Below are 20,984 nucleotides of genomic sequence, written 5' to 3'. Positions count from 1 at the left end.
AGCTGAAATCGAATAGCACGAGGACCACCGGGTTGGTTTCTCGATTCAGTCCGAAATATGAGACTCCGCATGTAGACGCAAGATGAAATCGGGGTAGTTTTCTCGAATGTTCTCCAAAGTGCTCGTCGCGAACCGCGGCGAAATTGCGATCCGTGCCTTCCGCGCCGCCTACGAACTAGGTGCCGGAACCGTCGCGGTGTTCCCGTACGAGGATCGGAACTCGATCCACCGTCTCAAGGCAGACGAGAGCTACCAGATCGGGGAGAAGGGTCACCCCGTTCGGGCGTATCTCTCAGTCGAGGAAATCGTCGCCGCCGCCAAGAGTGCCGGAGCCGACGCCATCTACCCCGGTTACGGCTTCCTTTCCGAGAACCCGGATCTGTCGGCGGCGTGCGCCGAGGCAGGCATCAAGTTCGTCGGCCCGTCCGCCGAGATCCTCGAGTTGACCGGCAACAAGGCTCGGGCCATCGCAGCGGCAAAGGCCGCCGGTCTCCCCGTGCTCGCGTCGTCGGAGCCGTCAGCGGACATCGACGAGTTGCTCGCGGCCGCCGAGGACATGACCTTCCCGATCTTCGTCAAGGCCGTTGCAGGCGGCGGTGGACGCGGAATGCGCCGCGTTGCGGAGCGCTCACAGCTCAAGGAATCGATCGAAGCCGCAGCGCGCGAAGCGGAATCGGCCTTCGGCGATTCGACGGTCTTCCTCGAGCAGGCCGTCATCGACCCCCGGCACATCGAAGTGCAGATCCTCGCCGACGAGCAGGGCAACGTCATCCACCTCTTCGAGCGTGACTGCTCGCTGCAGCGTCGCCACCAGAAGGTGATCGAGCTTGCTCCGGCGCCCAATCTCTCGGAAGAGTTGCGCGCCAAGATCTGTGCCGACGCCGTCGCCTTCGCGAAGGAGATCGGGTATACGTGCGCGGGCACCGTCGAGTTCCTCCTCGACAAGCGCGGCAATCACGTCTTCATCGAGATGAACCCGCGAATTCAGGTGGAGCACACCGTCACCGAAGAAGTGACGGACGTTGACCTGGTCCAGTCGCAGCTCAAGATCGCGTCCGGTTCGACGCTTGCAGAGCTTGGTTTGTCACAGGACACGATCAAGCTTCGCGGCGCGGCGCTGCAGTGCCGCATCACGACCGAGGACCCGGCCAACGGATTCCGCCCGGACACCGGCCGCATCACCGCGTACCGCACCCCGGGCGGAGCCGGTATCCGCCTGGACGGCGGCGCCACGCTCGGAGCCGAGGTCGGCGCCTACTTCGACTCGATGCTGGTCAAGCTCACCTGCCGTGGTCGTGACCTCGAAGCCGCTGTCGCGAGGGCTCGCCGCGCGGTCACCGAGTTCCGCATTCGTGGCGTCTCGACCAACATCCCGTTCCTGCAGGCGGTTCTCGACGACCCGGACTTCCGGGCCGGACGTGTGACGACCTCCTTCATCGAGGAACGTCCTCAGCTGCTGACTCTGCGTTCTTCGGCAGACCGCGGCACGAAGATCCTGACCTACCTCGCGGATGTGACGGTCAACAAGCCTCACGGTGAGCGGCCCTCGGCGGTGTACCCGCAGGACAAGCTGCCCAAGATCGATCTTTCGACGACTCCTCCTGCCGGTAGCCGTCAGCGCCTGCTCGAACTCGGACCCGAAGGTTTTGCGAAGGCACTGCGTGAGCAGAAGGCCGTCGGCGTCACCGACACCACCTTCCGTGACGCGCACCAGTCGTTGTTGGCCACGCGAGTTCGAACCAGCGGACTGCTCGGAGTTGCCGGGCACGTTGCGCGGTTGACGCCGGAACTGCTCTCGATCGAAGCCTGGGGCGGCGCGACCTATGATGTGGGACTTCGCTTCCTGCACGAGGATCCGTGGTACCGGCTCGCCGCACTCCGCGAGGCGATCCCGAACATCTGCCTTCAGATGCTTCTTCGCGGCCGAAACACGGTGGGCTACACGCCGTATCCCGAAAAAGTCACGCGCGCATTCGTTCAGGAAGCCACCGACACCGGTATCGACATCTTCCGAATCTTCGACGCGCTCAACAACGTCGACCAGATGCGGCCCGCCATCGACGCGGTGCGTGAAACCGGAACGGCCCTCGCGGAGGTTGCGCTGAGCTACACCGGTGATCTGTCGGATCCGAACGAAACTCTGTACACGCTCGACTACTACCTGAAGTTGGCCGAAGAGATCGTCGATGCCGGCGCTCACGTGCTCGCGATCAAGGACATGGCAGGCCTGCTGCGCGCTCCGGCAGCTACCAAGCTGGTGACGGCGCTACGCAGCAACTTCGATCTGCCGGTTCACGTTCACACGCACGACACTCCCGGTGGACAGCTGGCCACGTACTTCGCAGCGTGGCAGGCGGGCGCCGACGCAGTCGACGGTGCTTCCGCGGCACTGGCCGGAACCACCAGCCAGCCTGCGCTCTCGGCCATCGTCGCCGCTGCCGCGCACTCCGAGTTCGACACCGGACTGAACCTGCAGAACGTGTGCGACCTCGAGCCGTACTGGGAAGCGCTGCGAAAGGTGTACGCGCCGTTCGAATCCGGACTGCCGGCGCCGACGGGTCGCGTGTACACGCACGAGATTCCGGGCGGCCAGCTCTCCAATCTCCGGACGCAGGCCGTTGCTCTCGGTCTCGGCGACCGGTTCGAAGAGGTCGAAGCCAAGTACGCCGACGCGGACCGCATGCTCGGGCATCTCGTGAAGGTGACGCCGTCGTCGAAGGTCGTCGGCGACCTCGCGCTCCATCTTGTCGGTGCCGGCGTGCCTTCGGAGGAGTTCGCCGCAGATCCGGCGAAGTTCGACATTCCCGACTCCGTGGTGGGCTTCCTGCGCGGTGAACTCGGTACGCCTCCCGGTGGTTGGCCGGAACCGTTCCGCAGCAAGGCACTCGAAGGACGTGGCCAGGCCAAGCCGGAAGCGACGTTGTCCGCTGAGGACGAGGTGCTGCTAGAGGGCTCGTCGAAGGACCGTCAGGCGACGCTGAACCGTCTGCTGTTCCCCGGCCCGACAAAGGAATTCCTCGAACACCGCGAGAAGTACGGTGACACGTCGCGGCTTTCGGCAAACCAGTTCTTCTACGGTTTGCGGCGCGGCGACGAGCACCGGGTCGAGTTGGCTCCCGGCGTGGAACTGATCATCGGTCTCGAGGCGATCTCCGAGCCCGACGAGCGCGGCTACCGCACTGTCATGTGCATCCTGAACGGCCAGCTTCGCCCGGTCTCGATCCGCGATCGCTCCATTGCCAGTGACGTACCGGTGGCGGAGAAGGCCGACAAGAACAACCCGGGCCACGTGGCTGCACCGTTCGCGGGCGTCGTGACGCTCGCGGTCAAGGAAGGCCAGAAGATCGAGGCCGGCGACACCGTGGCCACGATCGAAGCGATGAAGATGGAAGCGGCGATCACCTCGCCGCGCGCCGGCGTCGTCTCGCGGATCGCGATCAGCGCCGTCCAACAGGTCGAGGGCGGAGACCTGCTGGTAGTCGTCTCGACGGGGGAGAGCGCCGCAGAGTGACACGCATCATCTCGGGACTCGCGGGCGGTCGACGCCTGCGAGTCCCGCCGAGCGGCACCCGTCCGACGTCGGACCGGGTTCGTGAGGCGCTGTTCAGTGCTCTCGAAGCGCGCATCGATCTCGAAGGGTGCGCGGTTCTCGACCTCTTTGCGGGTTCGGGTGCTCTCGGCCTCGAGGCGCTCTCGCGGGGAGCCGAGCACGTTGTTCTCGTGGAATCCGATGCCAAGGCTGCTGCCGTCATCAAGGCGAACATCGGCACTGTCGCGTTGCCGGGGGCGACGGTTCGCGCCGCTCCGGTCGCGGCCGTGGTCTCGGGTCCGAGCGCGCGTGAATACGACATCGTGATCGCGGACCCGCCGTATGCGGTAACCGACGAGGCCGTCGTGTCCATGCTCGCTGATCTGCAGGCCAACAAATGGGTGGGGGAGGGCACGATCGTGGTACTCGAACGATCGTCGCGCTCGCCGGAGACCGTGTGGCCTCAGGGCTACGAGCCGATCAAGGCCAAGAACTACGGTGAAGCCCGCATCGAGCTGGCCACCTGCTACGGTCTGGACTCATGACTGGCGCCGTCTGCCCCGGATCCTTCGACCCTGTGACCAACGGTCACCTCGACGTAATCGGAAGAGTTGCTGCGCAATTCGACGAGGTCGTGGTCACCGTGCTGATCAACAAGAGCAAGCGTGGCATGTTCACGATCGACGAGCGGATCGAGATGCTCGAAGACGCGACGAGTCACCTGCCCAACGTTCGCGTCACGTCGTGGCACGGATTGTTGGTCGACTACGCGAAACAAGAAGGCCTCAGCGCGATCGTCAAGGGTCTGCGCGGCGCGAACGACTTCGATTACGAGCTGCAGATGGCTCAGATGAATCAGAAGCTCACGGGCGTCGACACGCTCTTCGTTGCCACGAATCCGACTTACAGCTATCTGTCGAGTTCTCTGGTGAAGGAAGTTGCGACCTTCGGCGGCGACGTCTCCGACATGCTCCCGGCCAAGGTGCATTCTCGGCTACTCGCGCGTATCGCCGAACGAGCAGCCGAAAACAGCTGATCCCCGACACACCGACCACGACGACACCCCGTTGGCCGTTCTTCCGGCAAACTTGGACAGGAACGGGCACAGGTCCGAGTGGACCGGTGACGATGTGGGCCGATTTCGGCCGGTAGAGATTGGGGTTGCTTGTGTACCGCGTATTCGAGGCACTGGACGAACTGGTCGCAATTGTCGAAGAGGCGCGCGGTGTTCCCATGACCGCAGGGTGTGTTGTGCCTCGCGGTGACGTACTCGAGCTACTCGACGACGTCCGGGACGCAATTCCGAGTGAGCTGGACGACGCTCAGGACGTCCTCGATCATCGCGACAAATTGGTCGGTGACGCGCGAGCAAACGCCGAGAAGACAGTCAGCAGCGCCAATGCCGAGGCAACCTCGACTGTCGAGAACGCACGCGACGACGCCGACCGGATTCTGTCCGATGCCAAGGCTCAGGCCGATCGCATGGTTGCCGAAGCACGCGCGCACGCCGATCAGTTGGTCGAGGACGCCGAAGCAGAAGCGGAACGGACCGTCACCGACGGCCGTCGTGAGTACGAGGCCGTCACCGGACGGGCGCGTGCCGAGGCCGATCGGATGATCGAGTCCGGCCAGGCCTCGTACGAACATTCGGTGGCGGAGGGAACGGCGGAGCAGGCTCGTCTGGTGTCGCAGACCGAGGTTGTCCAGTCAGCTCACGCGGAATCCGCGCGAGTGATCGACGCCGCTCATGCCGAGTCCGACAGGATGCGTTCGGAGTGTGACCTGTACGTGGACACCAAGTTGGCCGAGTTCGAAGAGTTCCTCACCGGAACGGTTCGATCGGTCGGGCGTGGTCGTCAACAGCTTCGAACAGGTTCGGGAGTCCCCGACTACCAGGACGACGATCGTCGTTCGGAGCGTCGTCGCTAGAGCGAACGAGACAGTCGAGGGTGGGTCGTCCGATATGGGGCGGCCCACTTTTTCGTGGACGGAATTGGGATTTGCGCTGTAGCTGCCGTATTGTGGAGTGGTTGCCCATACCAGTTTCAACAGTTAGGTGAGTTCTCTTTGTCAACGCATCGTCGTAGTTCGTCGCATCAGTCAAGTGATGCGGGATTTTTGCTGGACACGGTCAAGCTCGGTCGTCGTCCAGGGTCGATGCGTACCGTCGAGAGAACAATTCAGTCCCCGAACCGTATCGGTCTCGATCTGATCGCGATCGAAGCGGGCGCGGACATAGATCTCGATCTTCGTCTCGAAGCAGTGTCCGAAGGCGTTCTCGTCACCGGAAACGTGCACGCACCCACCAAGGGTGAATGCTCGCGGTGCCTTGAACCTTTCACCGACACCGTGGACATCTATCTCACGGAGTTGTTCGCTTACCCGGACAGCACCACCGAGGAGACGACGGAAGAGGGAGAGGTCTACGCGGTCGAAGACGACGAAATCGACCTCGAACCGGTCATCGTCGATGCAGTCGGTCTGGCGCTTCCGCTCCAGCCTCTGTGCAGTGACGATTGCCTGGGATTGTGCTCAGAATGTGGCATTCGCCTGGCGATTGCGGAATCTGGGCATGGGCATGACATACTTGATCCTCGCTGGGCTGGTCTCGCGGCCAAATTTGGCGTGGAATCAAACACCAGCGAAAATCTTGTGATCACCGAAGCCGAGGAGAAGTAGAAGTGGCTGTCCCCAAGCGCAAAATGTCGCGATCCAACACGCGGTCGCGTCGTAGCCAGTGGAAGACCACTGTGCCCACCCTCGTTACCTGCCCCAACCGTGGCTGTGGCGAGCAGACCCTTCCCCACATCGCATGCCCGTCATGCGGTACTTACAAGGGCCGCCAGGTAACCGCTGCTGTCTAGTTCTCCCCGGAGAAAGACTATGACGAGCGAAAATACAGTTTCAGCCGCCGGCGGCGAGGGCAATCACGACAAGCTCCTCGCCGCTGTCGGCGTAGATATAGAGCCCGGTCTTCTGACCCTGGCTCTAACGCACCGCTCGTACGCGTACGAGAACGGCGGTCTGCCCACGAACGAGCGCCTCGAATTTCTCGGGGATTCCGTTCTCGGCGTCACGGTGACCGAAAATCTTTATCTGTCCCACCCGGACAAATCCGAAGGTGATCTGGCGAAGATTCGTGCCAGCGTGGTCAACATGCATGCACTCGCCGAGGTTGCCAGGACTCTGGGTGAAGGTGGACTCGGAGCTCACCTGCTGCTGGGTAAGGGCGAGGAAATGACGGGCGGCCGTGACAAGCCGTCCATCCTCGCCGACGGTATGGAGTCGATTCTCGGCGCCATACACCTGCAGCACGGCATCGATACTGCGAGACGTGTTGTTCTCGATCTGTTCGACGATCTACTCACTCGCGCACCGCTTCTCGGCGCGGGTCTGGATTGGAAGACGAGTCTGCAGGAACTGACCGCAGAACACGGTGCCGGAGTTCCCGTCTACGAGATCACCGCTACCGGACCCGATCACGACAAGGAATTCACGGCCACAGTTCTCATCAGTGGCAAGCCCTTGGGCGTCGGTGTCGGTCGTTCCAAGAAGGAAGCCGAGCAGAAGGCAGCAAGTTCGGCATGGAAGACGATGTCGGAGAATGCCGCTGCTAGCGCAGTCGCTGCTGACAACCCGTCTGATCTCGCCGGCTGAGTTCACTCTTGCCTGAGCTTCCCGAAGTCGAAGTCGTTCGCCGCGGCCTACAGTCTCATGCTGTAGGTGCGGCGATCGAGGCCGTCGAGGTCCTCCATCCCCGCGCGATCAGGCGCCACATTCTCGGTTCCGAGGACTTGATCGGCCAACTCACCGGGCAGACCATCGCTTCGGCAGAGCGTCGCGGCAAGTATCTGTGGCTGGTTCTCGAGCCTGCCGGTGTCGGACTGGTGGTTCATCTCGGGATGAGCGGACAGATGTTGGTCCAACCCCCGACAGTCGACTGGGAAAAGCACCTACGCATTCGGTTGGCCCTCGATTCCGGGGCTGATCTTCGATTCGTCGACCAGCGGACCTTCGGTGGCTGGTCGATTTCACCCCTCGTCGAGGTCGACGGAACGATGCTGCCCGAGTCGGTGGCGCACATCGCTCGCGATCCTATGGATGCTGCGTTCGATCTCGAATCCGTCGTGAAAGTCCTGCGGGGCAAGCACACCGAGATCAAGCGGGCGATTCTCGACCAGACAGTGGTCTCCGGAATCGGAAACATCTACGCCGACGAATCATTGTGGCGTGCAAAGATTCACGGCAACCGAATCGCCGAATCGCTCACCAGGCCCAAACTTCGAGAACTGTTGACCGCGGCGCACTCGGTGATGGGCGAGGCGCTCGATCAGGGCGGTACGTCCTTCGACGCGCTGTACGTGAACGTCAACGGGGAATCGGGCTACTTCGACCGGTCGCTGTCGGCGTACGGGCAGGAGAATCTTCCGTGCCCGCGATGCGGCGCGCCGATCAAGCGTGAGAAGTTCATGAATCGATCGTCGTTCAGTTGCCCGCGGTGTCAGCCGACCCCGAGGGCACGGCGAATCGCCTAGGTCTCCGCCCCTTCGGTTCGGCGGAGTGGCAAGATTGCGTCATGGCTGAACAGACTCCAGACAACACTGCAACCGCCCCAGCTCACACGGAGCTTTGGGTGGAACGCACAGGAACCCGCCTCTACACCGGCAAGAGTTCGCGCGGCGCAGAGGTTCTCATCGGCTCCGAATCGGTGCCAGGAGTCTTCACGCCCGGCGAACTCCTCAAAATTGCACTGGCTGCATGCACCGGGATGAGCTCAGACTTCCCGATCTCTCGCCGCCTCGGTGACAACTACGACGCGACGGTCCGAGTGTCCGGTGCCGCCGATCGTGAAAACGAGGTCTACCCGCAGCTCGACGAGGTTCTCGAACTCGACCTCAGTGAGTTGGATGCCGAAGCGCAGCAGCGCCTCATCACTCTCGTCGAGCGTTCCGTCGACAAGGTGTGCACGGTCGGGCGCACTCTCAAGGCCGGAACCAAGGTCACGCTGTCGTTCGACACGGAAGCCTGATGTCCCGCGCCGGCAGTGTTGTCGCTGCGATCGCACTGGGTTCCGTTGTGGCGGTGAGTGCTCCGGCACAGGCCTCGGTCCCGGCCGACGGCTCGGACGGTGGTTGCGGCAAATGGACGTCGAGCGTCGTGACGACTGGTGCCGGAATGCTCGAGAATCTCGAATTCGACGGCAGCGGATCGATGGTGTTGTCGCAGTCGGCTCTGATCGGGCCGGGTGCACTGCTGAAAGTGGCGCCGGACGGAACACGGACAACTTTGGTCGGTGACGTCACCGGACCTGGCGGGCTGGTCGCGCGTGACGGTTCCGTGTACTTCACCACGGGCAACTCGACTGTCTCGGGTCTGTTCGGAATCGCCGACGGCAGCCTTCGTAAGGTCGACGTCGCAGACGGATCGGTGACAACGATTGCCGACGGTCTGGTGATGCCGAACGGGCTTGTGCCGCTGGACGGTAACCGTTTCCTCACAGCTCGCACCCTGACCCGGCCGGGGCTCACGGTCATCGACAGTGACGGAACCAGTTCGATCGTTCGTGAGGATCTCGGCACCGTCGACGGCCTCGCACGCTCCGGTTCGACGATCTACGTAACGACCACTTTCGACATGGTGACCGCGGTCCACGTCCTCGACGCACACGATCTGGGCGGGCCGGTGCGAACGATCACGCTCCCCGGGTTCGGTCCGGCAAACATGGCGGACGATCTGACCGTCGGACCGGACGGCGCGTTGTACGTCGCATTCAATGCCGGCGGCAAAGTTGTTCGCGTCGATCCGGATTCAGGATCTTCGTGTGAGATCGCCTCGGGTCTGCCGTTCACATCCGCGGTGAAGTTCGGTGCCGGCCCGGGCTGGGACCCCAACTCGATCTACACCACCGGTTTCCTCGGCGACGTCCACCGTCTCGAACGTGTGGCGGGCTGAACGTCATGACTGAGACACCGCCTGTGCGGTTGACGGCGTGGGTTCACGGATATGTTCAGGGCGTCGGGTTCCGGTGGTGGACCAGGGCCCGCGCCCTTGAACTCGGGTTGATCGGATATGCGTCGAATCAGCGTGACGGTCGAGTGCTCGTCGTGGCGGAAGGCGAACGCACGCAGCTCGAGAGATTGTTGGAGTTGCTTCGCTCGGGAACAACACCGGGCACGGTGGATCTCGTGGTCGACAGCTGGGACCCCGCCAGGGGCGACCTGACAGGGTTCGTCGAACGCTGACCGGTTTGGCGGTAAAGTTTCCCCCCATGCACCTCAAGAGTCTGACACTCAAGGGATTCAAATCCTTTGCGTCGGCAACGACTCTTCGGTTCGAGCCGGGGATCACCTGTGTCGTCGGGCCGAACGGCTCGGGTAAATCCAACGTCGTCGATGCGTTGACCTGGGTGATGGGCGAGCAGGGCGCCAAGGCTCTGCGCGGCGGCAAGATGGAAGACGTCATCTTTGCCGGCACCTCCGGCCGCGCGCCGCTGGGCCGCGCCGAGGTGACCTTGACCATCGACAACGCCGACGGCGCGCTCCCGATCGAGTACTCCGAGGTGTCGATCACGCGCCGGATGTTCCGCGACGGCGCGGGGGAGTACGAGATCAACGGCTCGTCCTGCCGTCTGATGGACGTCCAGGAACTGCTCAGCGACTCCGGTATCGGCCGCGAAATGCATGTCATCGTCGGGCAGGGACGGCTCGCCGCGATCCTCGAATCCCGCCCCGAGGATCGACGCGCCTTCATCGAAGAAGCCGCGGGAGTCCTCAAACATCGCCGCCGCAAGGAAAAAGCGGTACGCAAGCTCGATTCCATGCAGGCCAATCTCGCTCGACTCAGTGACCTCACCGCGGAACTGCGTCGGCAACTCAAACCGCTGGGACGCCAGGCCGAGGTTGCTCGGCGAGCACAGACGGTCCAGGCTGACCTGCGTGATGCCAAGATGCGGCTGGCCGCTGACGACCTGGTGACCCGTCGAACCCAACTGAACGACCAGGCGCAGGACGAGATAGCGGCCCGCGAACAGCACAACGAGGTGGCGTCCGCGCTCGACGAGGCCAACCTCGAACTCGGGCGCCAGGAGCAAGCTCTCGCTCGTCTGACTCCGGGATCGGAAGCGGCAGCGCAGAGTTGGTTCCAGCTCTCCGCGCTTGCCGAACGAGTCAACGCCACCGTGCGCATCGCCCGCGAGCGTGCACGACATCTCGACTCCGAACCCGTCGGCAACCGCGGCCAGGACCCGGACGAGATGGAAGCGCGCGCCGAACGTCTTGCGGCCGAGGAGGCCGAACTCCTCGAAGGCGTCGAAATCGCGCGAGCGGCGTCGGAAGCTGCTCGGGACCAGCTGGCAGCCACCGAAGATGCTGCAGCAGAAGCGGAACGGGCGCACATGGCGGAAGTTCGTGCCGTCGCCGACCGCCGTGAAGGTCTTGCTCGACTCTCCGGTCAGGTCGACACTCTGCGTACCCGCGTCGAATCCGTCGACGCGGAAGTTTCGCGACTGACCGAGGCCATCGACGAGGCTCGTCTGCGTGGTGATGCCGCACAAGCCGAGTTCGACACGGTGCAGGAAAGCATCGGGGACCTCGACGCCGGTGAAGTAGGCCTCGACACCAATCATGAACGCGCCGTCGAAGCTCTCGAGATGATCGACGCACGTGTCGAAGAACTTCGTGAGGAAGAAAAGACGAGCGGGCAACGCATAGCTTCGCTCCGTGCACGCGTCGAGGCACTGTCGATGGGCTTGCAGCGCAAGGACGGTGGCGGCTGGCTGCTCGAACATCGGCGCGACGACGGCATCACCTCGCTGGTCGGATTGATTCACGTCGAACCCGGCTACGAAGCTGCGATCGCTGCCGCGATGGGGCCGGCGGCGGACGCCGTCGTGGCGCAGTCGCTGGACTCTGCTCGCTCCGCTGTTGCAGTGCTGGCCGATCAGGACGGTGGGCGTGCGTCGCTGATCGTGAGCGGTGAACCGGTGATCAAACGCGAGGCCGAGATCGCACCGGGCGGTCGTCCTGCCGTCGACGTCATCGACTGCCCTGACGAGTTGCGTGCGGGGTTGACCGCAATACTCGATGGCGTTGTCCTGGTCGAGACCCTCGAGGACGCGATTCGAGTTGTTGCTGACCACAAGGGAATTCGTGCAGTGACGCGTTCCGGCGATCTGCACGGTTCGGGGTGGATGATCGGTGGCTCGGATCGGCAACCCAGCACGCTGGAGGTACAGGCGGCGATCGACGCGTCAGCAGCGGAACTGGCGGCAACGGAGAGCCGATCAGAGGAACTCGACGCGGCGCTGTCCGGCGCTCTGGCCGAACAGGCCGCTCGACGCGAGACCGCGGAGCAGACTTTGGCGGCGCTCAACGAGTCGGACGCCGCCATGTCCGCCATTTACGAGCAGTTGGGCAGATTGGGGCAGGCAGCACGAGTCGCCCACGCGGAATCCGAGCGGTTGACCGCCCAGCGAGTGCGTGCCGAGGAGGGCCGCGGTGAGTCGCTGACAAAGCTGGCGGACCTGGAAGAACGTCTGCGTGTGGCCGAAACCGACGGCAGTGCACCGGGACACGGTGCGGAATCGACCGCTGCCGATCGCGAAATGGCCGCAGCAGCGCTGGCCGAAGTGCGCATAGTCGAAATGGATGCTCGCCTTGCCGTGCGCACCGCCGAAGAACGTGCGGAATCCGTACGCGGAAAGGCTGATTCGCTTCGCCGCGCCGCTGCTGCCGAACGAGAGGCACGAATTCGCGCCGAGCGGGCTCTGCGCGCCAGAGCGCACGCTGCGGAGGTTGCAGCTGCCGTCGCCGAGTCGGGGCAGCGCGTGGCGGCCGAACTCGAGGCCGTCGTCGCTGCAGCTCTTGCTCATCGCGACGAGTTGGCTCGGGCCCGCTCCGAGTGCACAGCCAAGCTGGATCAGGTCCGCGAGATCGTCCGGGCACTGACCGGACAGCTCGCTTCACTCACCGACGCCGTCCATCGCGACGAGGTTGCGAAGGCTCAGGCAGCGCTGCGCATCGAACAACTCGAGGAGTCGATCCTCGATCAGTACGGTATCGGCCTCGATGATCTGATCGCCGAGTACGGACCCGACGTCGAACTGCCGCCGACCGCTCTCGAAATCGAGGAGTACGAGCAGGCCAAGGAGCGCGGCGAGCAGGTAACCGCCCCCGCTCCGCTTCCGTACGATCGTGCGACTCAGGAACGGCGCGCGAAGCGGGCGGAGAAAGACCTCGCCACCCTCGGCAAGGTCAATCCGCTGGCCCTCGAGGAATTCGCAGCTCTCGAGGAGCGGTATACCTTCCTCTCCACTCAGCTCGAAGACGTCAAGACCGCACGCAAGGACCTTCTTGCTGTGGTCGCAGACGTGGACGCACGAATTCTGCAGGTGTTCACCGAGGCCTATGCCGACGTCGAGCGTGAGTTCGTGGGCGTGTTCGAGAAATTGTTCCCCGGGGGAGAAGGACGACTGGTTCTCACCGATCCGTCGGACATGCTGACCACAGGCATCGAAGTCGAGGCGCGTCCGCCCGGTAAGAAGGTCAAGCGGTTGTCGTTGCTGTCGGGCGGCGAGAAGTCCTTGACCGCGGTGGCCATGCTGGTCGCGATCTTCCGGGCACGCCCGTCCCCGTTCTACGTGATGGACGAGGTCGAGGCGGCGTTGGACGACACCAACCTGCGGCGGCTGATCGGACTCTTCGAACAATTGCGGGAGAAGTCGCAGTTGATCGTGATCACTCACCAGAAACCGACGATGGAGATCGCCGACGCGTTGTACGGAGTCAGCATGCGCGGCGACGGCATCACCACCGTGATTTCGCAGCGACTTCGCGGTCAAGACATGGCCTCGACGTAAGCCCTGCTCACTTTCCGGGTCGGAGCCTGAAACAATGGGCCGGTGACTACCCAGGCTTGGATCATCATCGCGGCTGTAGCGGCCATACTACTCGTCGTTCTCGTTGCCGGATTCCTGCGCTACCGCAAGGGGCAGGTCTCGCTGAAGGCGCCCGAGACGAAGCCGGAGCTCGGCACCCCCGAGAAGGACAAGTCAGGCGGCTACAAGGCCGGTGGCGGGTTCAACTTCAGTCAAGGCTCGACGGCAACGGCGCCACCTCCGGTGGTTCCGACGCCGCCGGTCGCGGAGAAGCCGCCTGTCGTCGAAGAACCTGTCGTCGAAAAACCGATCATCGAAGAACCTGTTGCGGAGAAGCCGGCCGTCGTCGAGGAGCCGGTTGTCGAAGAACCCGCTGTTGTCGAGGAACCGGTTGTCGAAGAGCCGGTAATCGAAAAGCCGGTCGTAGAAGAACCACCAGTAGCAGAACCTGTTGTCGAAGAACCTGTCGTTCCCGAACCTGCAGTCGTACCCGAGCCCGTCGTAGTTCCCGAACCCGTCGTAGTTCCCGAACCCGTCGAGCCTGCACCGCTCGTGTTGGACGAGATCGACCCGACCGAAGGCCGGCTGGACCGACTGCGCGGGCGCCTCTCCCGCTCGCAGTCAGCAGTCGGCAAGAGCTTGCTCGGCCTACTCGGTGGCGGCGATCTCGACGAGGACTCGTGGGAAGAAGTCGAGGACACCCTTCTCATCGCAGACCTCGGCTCCGCGACCACGGAAAAGGTCGTCACGAAGCTTCGTGAGCAGATGGCGGCCCGCAGCGTCCGGACCGAGGCTGCCGCCCGCGCGCTCCTGCGTGAGGTGTTGATCGCCGAGTTGCGTCCCGAACTGGACCGCTCCATCCGCGCGTTGCCGCACGATGATCACCCGGCTGTTCTGCTCGTCGTCGGCGTCAACGGAACCGGCAAGACCACCACCACCGGCAAGCTGGCTCGCGTGCTCGTCGCCGACGGTCGTCGCGTCGTGCTCGGCGCCGCGGATACGTTCCGCGCGGCCGCTGCTGATCAGCTCCAGACGTGGGCCGAGCGTGTCGGCGCTGAAGTTGTTCGTGGCAAGGAGGGTGGCGATCCCGCTGCGATTGCCTTCGACGCGGTCTCACGGGGCATCGCGGACGGCGTCGACGTGGTCCTCATCGACACCGCCGGCCGTTTGCACACCAAGACCGGTCTGATGGACGAGCTCGGCAAGGTCAAGCGGGTCATCGAGAAGAAGGCGTCGGTCGACGACGTTCTGCTGGTTCTCGATGCGACGGTCGGCCAGAACGGACTGGCGCAGGCTCGAGTGTTCGCGGAGGTCGTGGACATCACCGGCGTCGTACTGACCAAGCTGGACGGAACCGCCAAGGGCGGAATCGTCTTCCAGGTTCAGCATGAACTGGGTGTGCCGGTGAAGTTGGTCGGTCTCGGTGAAGGTGCCGACGACCTGGCGCCCTTCGAGCCGGGTGCGTTCGTCGACGCCCTGCTGGGCTGACGCCCCGTGCGCCTTTTTGGTAGCGCGAACTACCGAAAAGGCGCACAGGGTCGGTAGAACCCCCTGGCGAAACCTGTTTGCAACAAAGTTGGGCAATTGGTTCACGTCTGCGAAACGCGACAGCGCCATGGACGAAACACCAGCCCAGCACTCTTCTCCTTAACGACGTGCTGCCCGGCACGTGCGACTAGGAGGTAGTAAGTGAGTACCGACGATTTGTTGGCGAACTCCGGTAACGCCGCATGGATGCTGATGGCTGCATCTCTGGTCTTGCTGATGACACCCGGCCTCGCTTTCTTCTACGGCGGGATGTCTCGGTCCAAGTCCGTCCTGAACATGATGATGATGTCCTTCGGGGCCATGGCCGTCATCGGCGTCATCTACGTTCTGTGGGGATGGTCGATGTCCTACGGCACCGAGAACATCGGGGGCATTTTTGCCAACCCGTTCGAGTTCTTCGGCCTCAAGAACAGCATCACCGATGCTGACGGCAACTTCATCGCCGGCGCGTGGGGCTACCCCAACGTCATCGACATCGCGTTCCAGGTGACATTCGCGATCATCACCACCGCCCTTATCAGTGGTGCCCTGGCCGAGCGGGTCAAGTTCGGCACCTGGCTGCTGTTCTCGGGTATCTGGGTCACCGTCGTCTACTTCCCCCTCGCACACATGGTGTGGGGCGGCGGACTCCTCTCGGGCTCCGAGGACGGCATCGCGGCAAAGCTCTTCGGCACCACGGTCAACGACGACGGAGTCACCGTCGCCAACGTCGCTCCGATCGACTTCGCCGGTGGCACAGTCGTTCACATCAACGCGGGTATGGCCGGTCTGGTCCTCGCCCTCATCGTCGGCAAGCGTCTCGGCTTCGGCAAGACCGCCTTCCGTCCGCACAACCTGCCCTTCGTGATGCTCGGCGCCGCACTTCTCTGGTTCGGTTGGTTCGGCTTCAACGCCGGTTCGGCATTCGCCGCCGACGGTAACGCCGGTCTCGCCTGGGTCAACACGACCACCGCGACGTGTGCCGCAGTCCTGGCCTGGCTCGCCACCGAGCGTATTCGTGACGGTCACGCCACCAGCCTCGGCGCAGCTTCCGGTGCGGTCGCCGGTCTGGTCGCCATCACCCCTGCTGCCGGTGCGCTCAACCCCGTCGGTTCCATCTTCCTCGGCGCCGTAGCCGGCATCCTGTCCGCTCTCGCAGTCGGCCTGAAGTTCCGCTTCGGCTTCGACGACTCGCTCGACGTCGTCGGTGTTCACCTTGTCTCCGGCCTGTGGGGCACGATCGGTATCGGATTCTTCGGCACCGCAACCGGCCTCTTCTACGGCGGCGACTACAAGCAACTGGTGGTTCAGATCGTGATCGCACTCGCAGCACTCGTCTTCACCGGCGTTCTGACGACGATCATCGGCTTCGCACTCAAGCCCCTGGGCTGGCGAATCTCGGCCGAGGACGAGGCACGCGGCATCGATGAGACCGAACACGCAGAGACCGCATACGACCTCGCGTGATCAGCACGTGATTAAAGTGAATTCAGGCACTTCAGAGTTTGGAAAGGGATGAGCACATGAAGCTGATCACAGCAATCGTCAAGCCGTTCACGCTCGAGGACGTCAAGACCGGACTCGAGCAGGCCGGAGTGCTGGGTATGACAGTCAGCGAAGTTCAGGGCTACGGCCGACAGAAGGGCCACACCGAGGTGTACCGAGGCGCGGAGTACTCCGTGGACTTCGTACCCAAGGTCCGGGTCGAGGTCGTCGTCGACGACGCGGCCGTGGACAAGGTGGTCGAGGTGATCGTCGAGGCCGCTCGCACCGGCAAGATCGGTGACGGCAAGGTGTGGGTCTCGCCAGTCGAGTCGGTCATCCGGGTTCGCACCGGGGAACGCGGTGGCGATGCACTCTGACCCGAAAGGGTCCGAGAACTTCGGCCCTGGTTCCGTCGCGAAAGCGACGGGGCCAGGGCCGGTCTCGTCAGGGGGATCCGACGAAGCTGCGGACCTGGCCCGCGCACGCAAGGCCCTACTCACCGGAGGCGTCAAGAACAGGAGGCTCGACGCCCCCTCACTGCGACATGCACTGGTCGATCTGCACGAATTCTGGTTGACCACCAAGGGGACCGAACTGGGCATCAAACCGGATTGTGGGTTTGCCATCGTCGCCGTGGGTGGTCTGGGCCGACGCGAACTGCTGCCGTATTCCGATCTCGATCTGATTCTGCTGCACGACGACATGGACCCAGCAGTCGTGGCCCAGGTTGCGGACAGCCTGTGGTACCCGCTGTGGGACGCGCACATCAAACTCGACCACAGCGTGCGGACGCTTCCGCAGGCGCTTCAGGTTGCGGCCACCGACATGACGGCGGCACTCGGAATGCTCGAAGCACGCCACATTGCCGGCGATGTGGAGCTGAGCAACCTGTTGATCAGTGGTGTCCGTCGACAGTGGCGCATGGACATCCGCAGCCGATTCGACGAATTGATCACCCAGACCCGTACGAGGTGGGAGCGCAGCGGCGAGATCGCCCATCGCGCCGAACCGGATCTCAAGAGCGGCCGTGGCGGGCTGCGTGACGTCCAACTGCTCAACGCCCTGTCCATCGCGCAATTGACCGACGGGATGCCAGGGCTGGGACCCAACTCGCCCGGCGGCGGTCTGGCACTTGCGCACAGGCGGTTGCTCGACGTGCGCACCGAACTTCACCGCGTTGCCGGTCGCGCCCGCGATCAACTGCGAGCGCAGGATGCCGACGAAATCGGTGCGGCGCTGCGGATCGGTGATCGATTCGATCTGGCCCGCCTTCTCAGTGAATCGGCGCGCACCATCAGCTATTCGGTGGACGTCGGTATCCGTACCGCCGGAAACTCCTTGCCCCGGCGTGGTTTGTCGCGGCTGCGTCGCGCGCCGGTGCGGCGACCACTGGACGAGGGCGTCGTCGAGCATGCCGGCGAAGTTGTCCTGGCGCGCGATGCGAGGCCGAAGAAGGATCCCGGTCTGGTGATGCGGGTCGCGGCAGCGGCGGCCACCAACGGCATGCCGATCTCCGCATCGACGCTCAATCGACTGGCCGACAATGCCCCGGAACTGCGTGAGCCGTGGCCGAAAAATGCGGTCAACGATCTCTTGGTCGTGCTCGGTTCGGGATCGCGTGCGGTTCCGGTGATCGAGGCGATGGACCGGACCGGGCTCTGGGGTCGACTCCTGCCGGAGTGGGGGACCATTCGCGATCTTCCGCCGCGCGACGCCGTCCATACGTGGACGGTGGATCGCCACCTGGTCGAAACCGCCGCGTATGCAAGCGGATTCACCACTCGCGTCGCTCGGCCGGATCTGCTCATGCTCGGTGCGCTGATCCACGACATCGGGAAGGGGCGAGGGGGAGACCACAGCGTCGTCGGTGCCGAATTGGCCACCGCGATCGGAAATCGCTTGGGACTCTGGCCTTCCGACGTCGCGACGTTGACGGCGATGGTGCGCTATCACTTGCTGCTGCCGGAAACCGCGACTCGTCGCGACCTCGACGATCCGGCAACGGTGCAGCGAGTGGTCGACGCACTCGAAGGGGACGGGACGCTTCTCGATCTCCTGCATTCGTTGGCGGAGGCGGATTCGCTGGCCACCGGTCCTGGCGTCTGGGGCGACTGGAAGTCGTCTCTGATCGGTGAGCTCGTGCGTCGTTGCCGTTTGTTGATGGCGGGGGAGGAACTCCCACAACCCGATCCACTCGCTCCCGAGCAGTTGGCCATTGCCGAGGATGGCGGGGTTCACGTCTCGCTCGTACCGGCCGAGAATCCGCACACCTACGTCGTGACCGTCATCGCGCCCGACGCGCCCGGGTTGCTGTCTCGGGCTGCCGGCGTTCTGGCGCTGCAGTCGTTGCGGGTGCATTCCGCTTCGCTGGGGTCGCATGCGGGTTCGGCGGTCAATTCGTTTGTCGTCACACCGAGGTTCGGCACACCGCCGCAGGCGGTGCTGCTCAGGCAGGAATTGATCCGCGCTTCGGCCGGTGAACTGAATCTGCTCGAACTTCTCGACGCCAAGGACGAGGAGGCACGGGCAGAGCAGTGGGACGACCCGATCCAGACAAACAAGGACTCGGCGGTTCCGGTGCTCTATTCGCAGGCGCCGCCGCGGGTCATCTGGTTCGACGCGCCCGGTGACGGTCACGCGATCCTCGAATTGCGTACCGAGGACCGCGTCGGCCTGCTTTGCCGACTGGCCGCAGCACTCGAACACAGTGGTGCCGACATCCGGTGGGCGAAGGTCGCCACGTTGGGTTCCTCGGTGGTCGACGCGTTCTGCCTCGACTTCGGTGAGGCCGATACCCGCGCGGCGCGAGAGCGCGTCGAGGAGGCGGTGCTGGCGGTGGTTCCGGTGCCACAACCGAAGAAGAAAGAGGATTGACGGACCGGTTTCGGCAGTTACGCCCGCATCGGCTGGGATCGGTGCGGGCGTAGCGGCTAGGCTGGTGCCCGAGAATATCCACGGCTAACTCGCACGACCTTCAGGAGCGCACTCGGTGTTCGAATCCCTTTCCGACAGATTGACCGGATCTCTCAAGGATCTGCGTGGCAAGGGTCGTCTGTCCGGCGCCGACATCGACGCTACGGCCCGCGAGATCCGCCTTGCCCTGCTCGAGGCCGACGTCGCGCTTCCCGTAGTGCGCAGCTTCATCGCCAAGATCAAGGAACGCGCCAAGGGCGCCGAGGTCTCGGGTGCACTGAACCCGGCTCAGCAGGTCGTCAAGATCGTCAACGAAGAGCTGGTCGAGGTTCTCGGCGGCGAAACTCGTCGACTCCAGTTCGCCAAGACTCCGCCGACGGTCATCATGTTGGCCGGTCTGCAGGGTTCCGGTAAGACCACGCTGGCCGGAAAGTTGGCCAAGTGGCTCAAGGACCAGGGGCACACGCCCCTCCTCGTTGCCTGCGACCTTCAGCGTCCCGGCGCCGTCACTCAGCTTCAGATCGTCGGTGAGCGTGCGGGCGCGGCAGTCTTCGCGCCGCACCCCGGTACCTCCATCGGCGGCGGCGAAAACGCACTGGGCGTGTCCGCAGCCGACCCCGTCGAGGTCGCCCGGGCCGGCGTCGAAGAAGCACGCAACAAGCATTACGACGTCGTGATCGTCGACACCGCCGGTCGCCTCGGTATCGACTCCGAGCTGATGGCGCAGGCCGCCGGTATCCGTGACGCCGTCAACCCGGACGAGACCATCTTCGTCCTCGACGCCATGATCGGTCAGGACGCGGTCAGTACCGCCGACGCGTTCCGTGAGGGAGTCGGCATCACCGGTGTCGTCCTCACCAAGCTCGACGGCGACGCCCGCGGTGGTGCCGCACTGAGCGTCCGCGAGGTCACCGGCCAGCCGATCCTCTTCGCGTCCACCGGCGAGAAGCTCGAAGATTTCGACGTCTTCCACCCCGATCGCATGGCCAGCCGGATCCTCGGTATGGGCGACGTCCTGAGCCTCATCGAGCAGGCCGAGCAGGTTTTCGACGCCGATCAGGCCGAAGCGACCGCAGCGAAGATCGGTTCCGGTCAGCTCACCCTCGAAGACTTCCTCGATCAGATGATGGCCGTCCGCAAGATGGGCCCGATCGGCAACCTCCTCGGCATGCTGCCGGGTGCCGGCGGCATGAAGGACGCGCTGGCCAACGTCGACGAGAAGCAACTCGATCGCATTCAGGCCATCATCCGCGGTATGACGCCGGCCGAGCGCGACGATCCGAAGATCATCAACGCCTCACGCCGACTGCGCATCGCGAACGGTTCGGGCGTCAAGGTTTCCGACGTCAACCAGTTGGTGGATCGCTTCTTCGAAGCCCGCAAGATGATGGCTGCAATGGCCGGCCGTATGGGCATGCCCGGCGCGCGTAAGCAGGTTCGCAGCAAGAAGGGCAAGAAGGGCAAGAAGGGCGGCAAGGGCCCGACGCAGCCCAAGATGCGCGGAGGATTCCCCGGCATGGGCGGATTCCCGGGTATGCCCGGCGGAATGCCGGCCGGTATGCCCGACCTGTCGAACATGCCCAAGGGTCTCGATCAGTTGCCGCCCGGACTGGAAGGCATCGATCTTTCCCAGCTCAAGCTGCCCAAGAAGTAGTC

General features: G+C 63.9%; 17 protein-coding genes. All 17 read left to right on the top strand.

All coding sequences use genetic code 11. The features are described 5' to 3' along the window. Positions 1–106: 106 nt before the first annotated feature. A complete protein-coding gene (locus tag EEB12_RS03765; RefSeq protein WP_141487419.1) occupies positions 107–3,511 on the top strand; it encodes a pyruvate carboxylase in 3,405 nt (1,134 codons plus the stop codon). Beyond that, a complete protein-coding gene (gene rsmD / locus EEB12_RS03760) occupies positions 3,508–4,074 on the top strand; it encodes a 16S rRNA (guanine(966)-N(2))-methyltransferase RsmD (RefSeq protein WP_003942746.1) in 567 nt (188 codons plus the stop codon). Before EEB12_RS03765 ends, rsmD begins: the two co-directional genes overlap by 4 nt. Continuing rightward, positions 4,071–4,565 carry a pantetheine-phosphate adenylyltransferase gene (gene coaD / locus EEB12_RS03755; protein ID WP_003942776.1) on the top strand — a complete coding sequence of 165 codons (495 nt, stop codon included), beginning with the start codon at positions 4,071–4,073 and terminating at the stop codon, positions 4,563–4,565. Before rsmD ends, coaD begins: the two co-directional genes overlap by 4 nt. A gap of 131 nt (positions 4,566–4,696) precedes the next feature. Further along, positions 4,697–5,458: a DivIVA domain-containing protein gene (locus EEB12_RS03750; RefSeq protein ID WP_003942696.1), complete on the top strand. Its 762-nt coding sequence runs from the start codon at positions 4,697–4,699 to the stop codon at positions 5,456–5,458. Positions 5,459–5,647: 189 nt separating this feature from the next. Beyond that, positions 5,648–6,208, top strand: coding sequence for a YceD family protein (locus EEB12_RS03745; RefSeq protein ID WP_007729319.1), 561 nt, complete (start codon positions 5,648–5,650; stop codon positions 6,206–6,208). A 2-nt stretch (positions 6,209–6,210) separates the two neighbouring features. Next, positions 6,211–6,393 (top strand): 50S ribosomal protein L32, encoded by a 183-nt coding sequence (gene rpmF, locus EEB12_RS03740; protein ID WP_007729318.1) that lies wholly within the window; start codon positions 6,211–6,213, stop codon positions 6,391–6,393. Between the two features lie 19 nt (positions 6,394–6,412). Then, positions 6,413–7,186, top strand: a complete 774-nt coding sequence (gene rnc / locus EEB12_RS03735) for a ribonuclease III (RefSeq protein WP_019747952.1) — start codon at positions 6,413–6,415, stop codon at positions 7,184–7,186. Between the two features lie 8 nt (positions 7,187–7,194). Continuing rightward, positions 7,195–8,064 (top strand): bifunctional DNA-formamidopyrimidine glycosylase/DNA-(apurinic or apyrimidinic site) lyase, encoded by an 870-nt coding sequence (gene mutM / locus EEB12_RS03730; protein WP_019747953.1) that lies wholly within the window; start codon positions 7,195–7,197, stop codon positions 8,062–8,064. A gap of 41 nt (positions 8,065–8,105) precedes the next feature. Beyond that, positions 8,106–8,558 (top strand): OsmC family protein, encoded by a 453-nt coding sequence (locus tag EEB12_RS03725; RefSeq protein ID WP_020907278.1) that lies wholly within the window; start codon positions 8,106–8,108, stop codon positions 8,556–8,558. Further along, complete coding sequence (locus EEB12_RS03720; protein ID WP_029255119.1) at positions 8,558–9,481, top strand: SMP-30/gluconolactonase/LRE family protein; 924 nt, start codon at positions 8,558–8,560, stop codon at positions 9,479–9,481. The genes EEB12_RS03725 and EEB12_RS03720 overlap by 1 nt, the downstream gene beginning before the upstream one ends. Before the next feature lie 5 nt (positions 9,482–9,486). After that, positions 9,487–9,771: an acylphosphatase gene (locus EEB12_RS03715; protein ID WP_019747956.1), complete on the top strand. Its 285-nt coding sequence runs from the start codon at positions 9,487–9,489 to the stop codon at positions 9,769–9,771. Between the two features lie 26 nt (positions 9,772–9,797). After that, positions 9,798–13,385, top strand: a complete 3,588-nt coding sequence (gene smc, locus EEB12_RS03710; RefSeq protein ID WP_141487418.1) for a chromosome segregation protein SMC — start codon at positions 9,798–9,800, stop codon at positions 13,383–13,385. 42 nt (positions 13,386–13,427) lie between these two features. Beyond that, positions 13,428–14,891 carry a signal recognition particle-docking protein FtsY gene (gene ftsY, locus EEB12_RS03705; protein WP_141487417.1) on the top strand — a complete coding sequence of 488 codons (1,464 nt, stop codon included), beginning with the start codon at positions 13,428–13,430 and terminating at the stop codon, positions 14,889–14,891. A gap of 246 nt (positions 14,892–15,137) precedes the next feature. Further along, positions 15,138–16,397, top strand: a complete 1,260-nt coding sequence (locus tag EEB12_RS03700; protein WP_042450902.1) for an ammonium transporter — start codon at positions 15,138–15,140, stop codon at positions 16,395–16,397. A gap of 56 nt (positions 16,398–16,453) precedes the next feature. Next, on the top strand, positions 16,454–16,792 hold the full coding sequence (locus tag EEB12_RS03695) for a P-II family nitrogen regulator (RefSeq protein ID WP_003942772.1): 339 nt from the start codon (positions 16,454–16,456) through the stop codon (positions 16,790–16,792). After that, a complete protein-coding gene (locus tag EEB12_RS03690; RefSeq protein ID WP_069146078.1) occupies positions 16,782–19,289 on the top strand; it encodes a [protein-PII] uridylyltransferase in 2,508 nt (835 codons plus the stop codon). The genes EEB12_RS03695 and EEB12_RS03690 overlap by 11 nt, the downstream gene beginning before the upstream one ends. Positions 19,290–19,404: 115 nt before the next feature. Next, positions 19,405–20,982 (top strand): signal recognition particle protein, encoded by a 1,578-nt coding sequence (ffh, locus tag EEB12_RS03685; protein ID WP_003942713.1) that lies wholly within the window; start codon positions 19,405–19,407, stop codon positions 20,980–20,982. Positions 20,983–20,984: the final 2 nt, after the last annotated feature.

Source organism: Rhodococcus sp. WS1 (genome assembly GCF_003797745.1).
Classification (GTDB): Bacteria; Actinomycetota; Actinomycetes; order Mycobacteriales; family Mycobacteriaceae; genus Rhodococcus_F; species Rhodococcus_F erythropolis.
The sequence above is the reverse complement of the archived record's forward strand: the minus strand, read 5'-3'. Positions and strand labels throughout refer to the sequence as shown.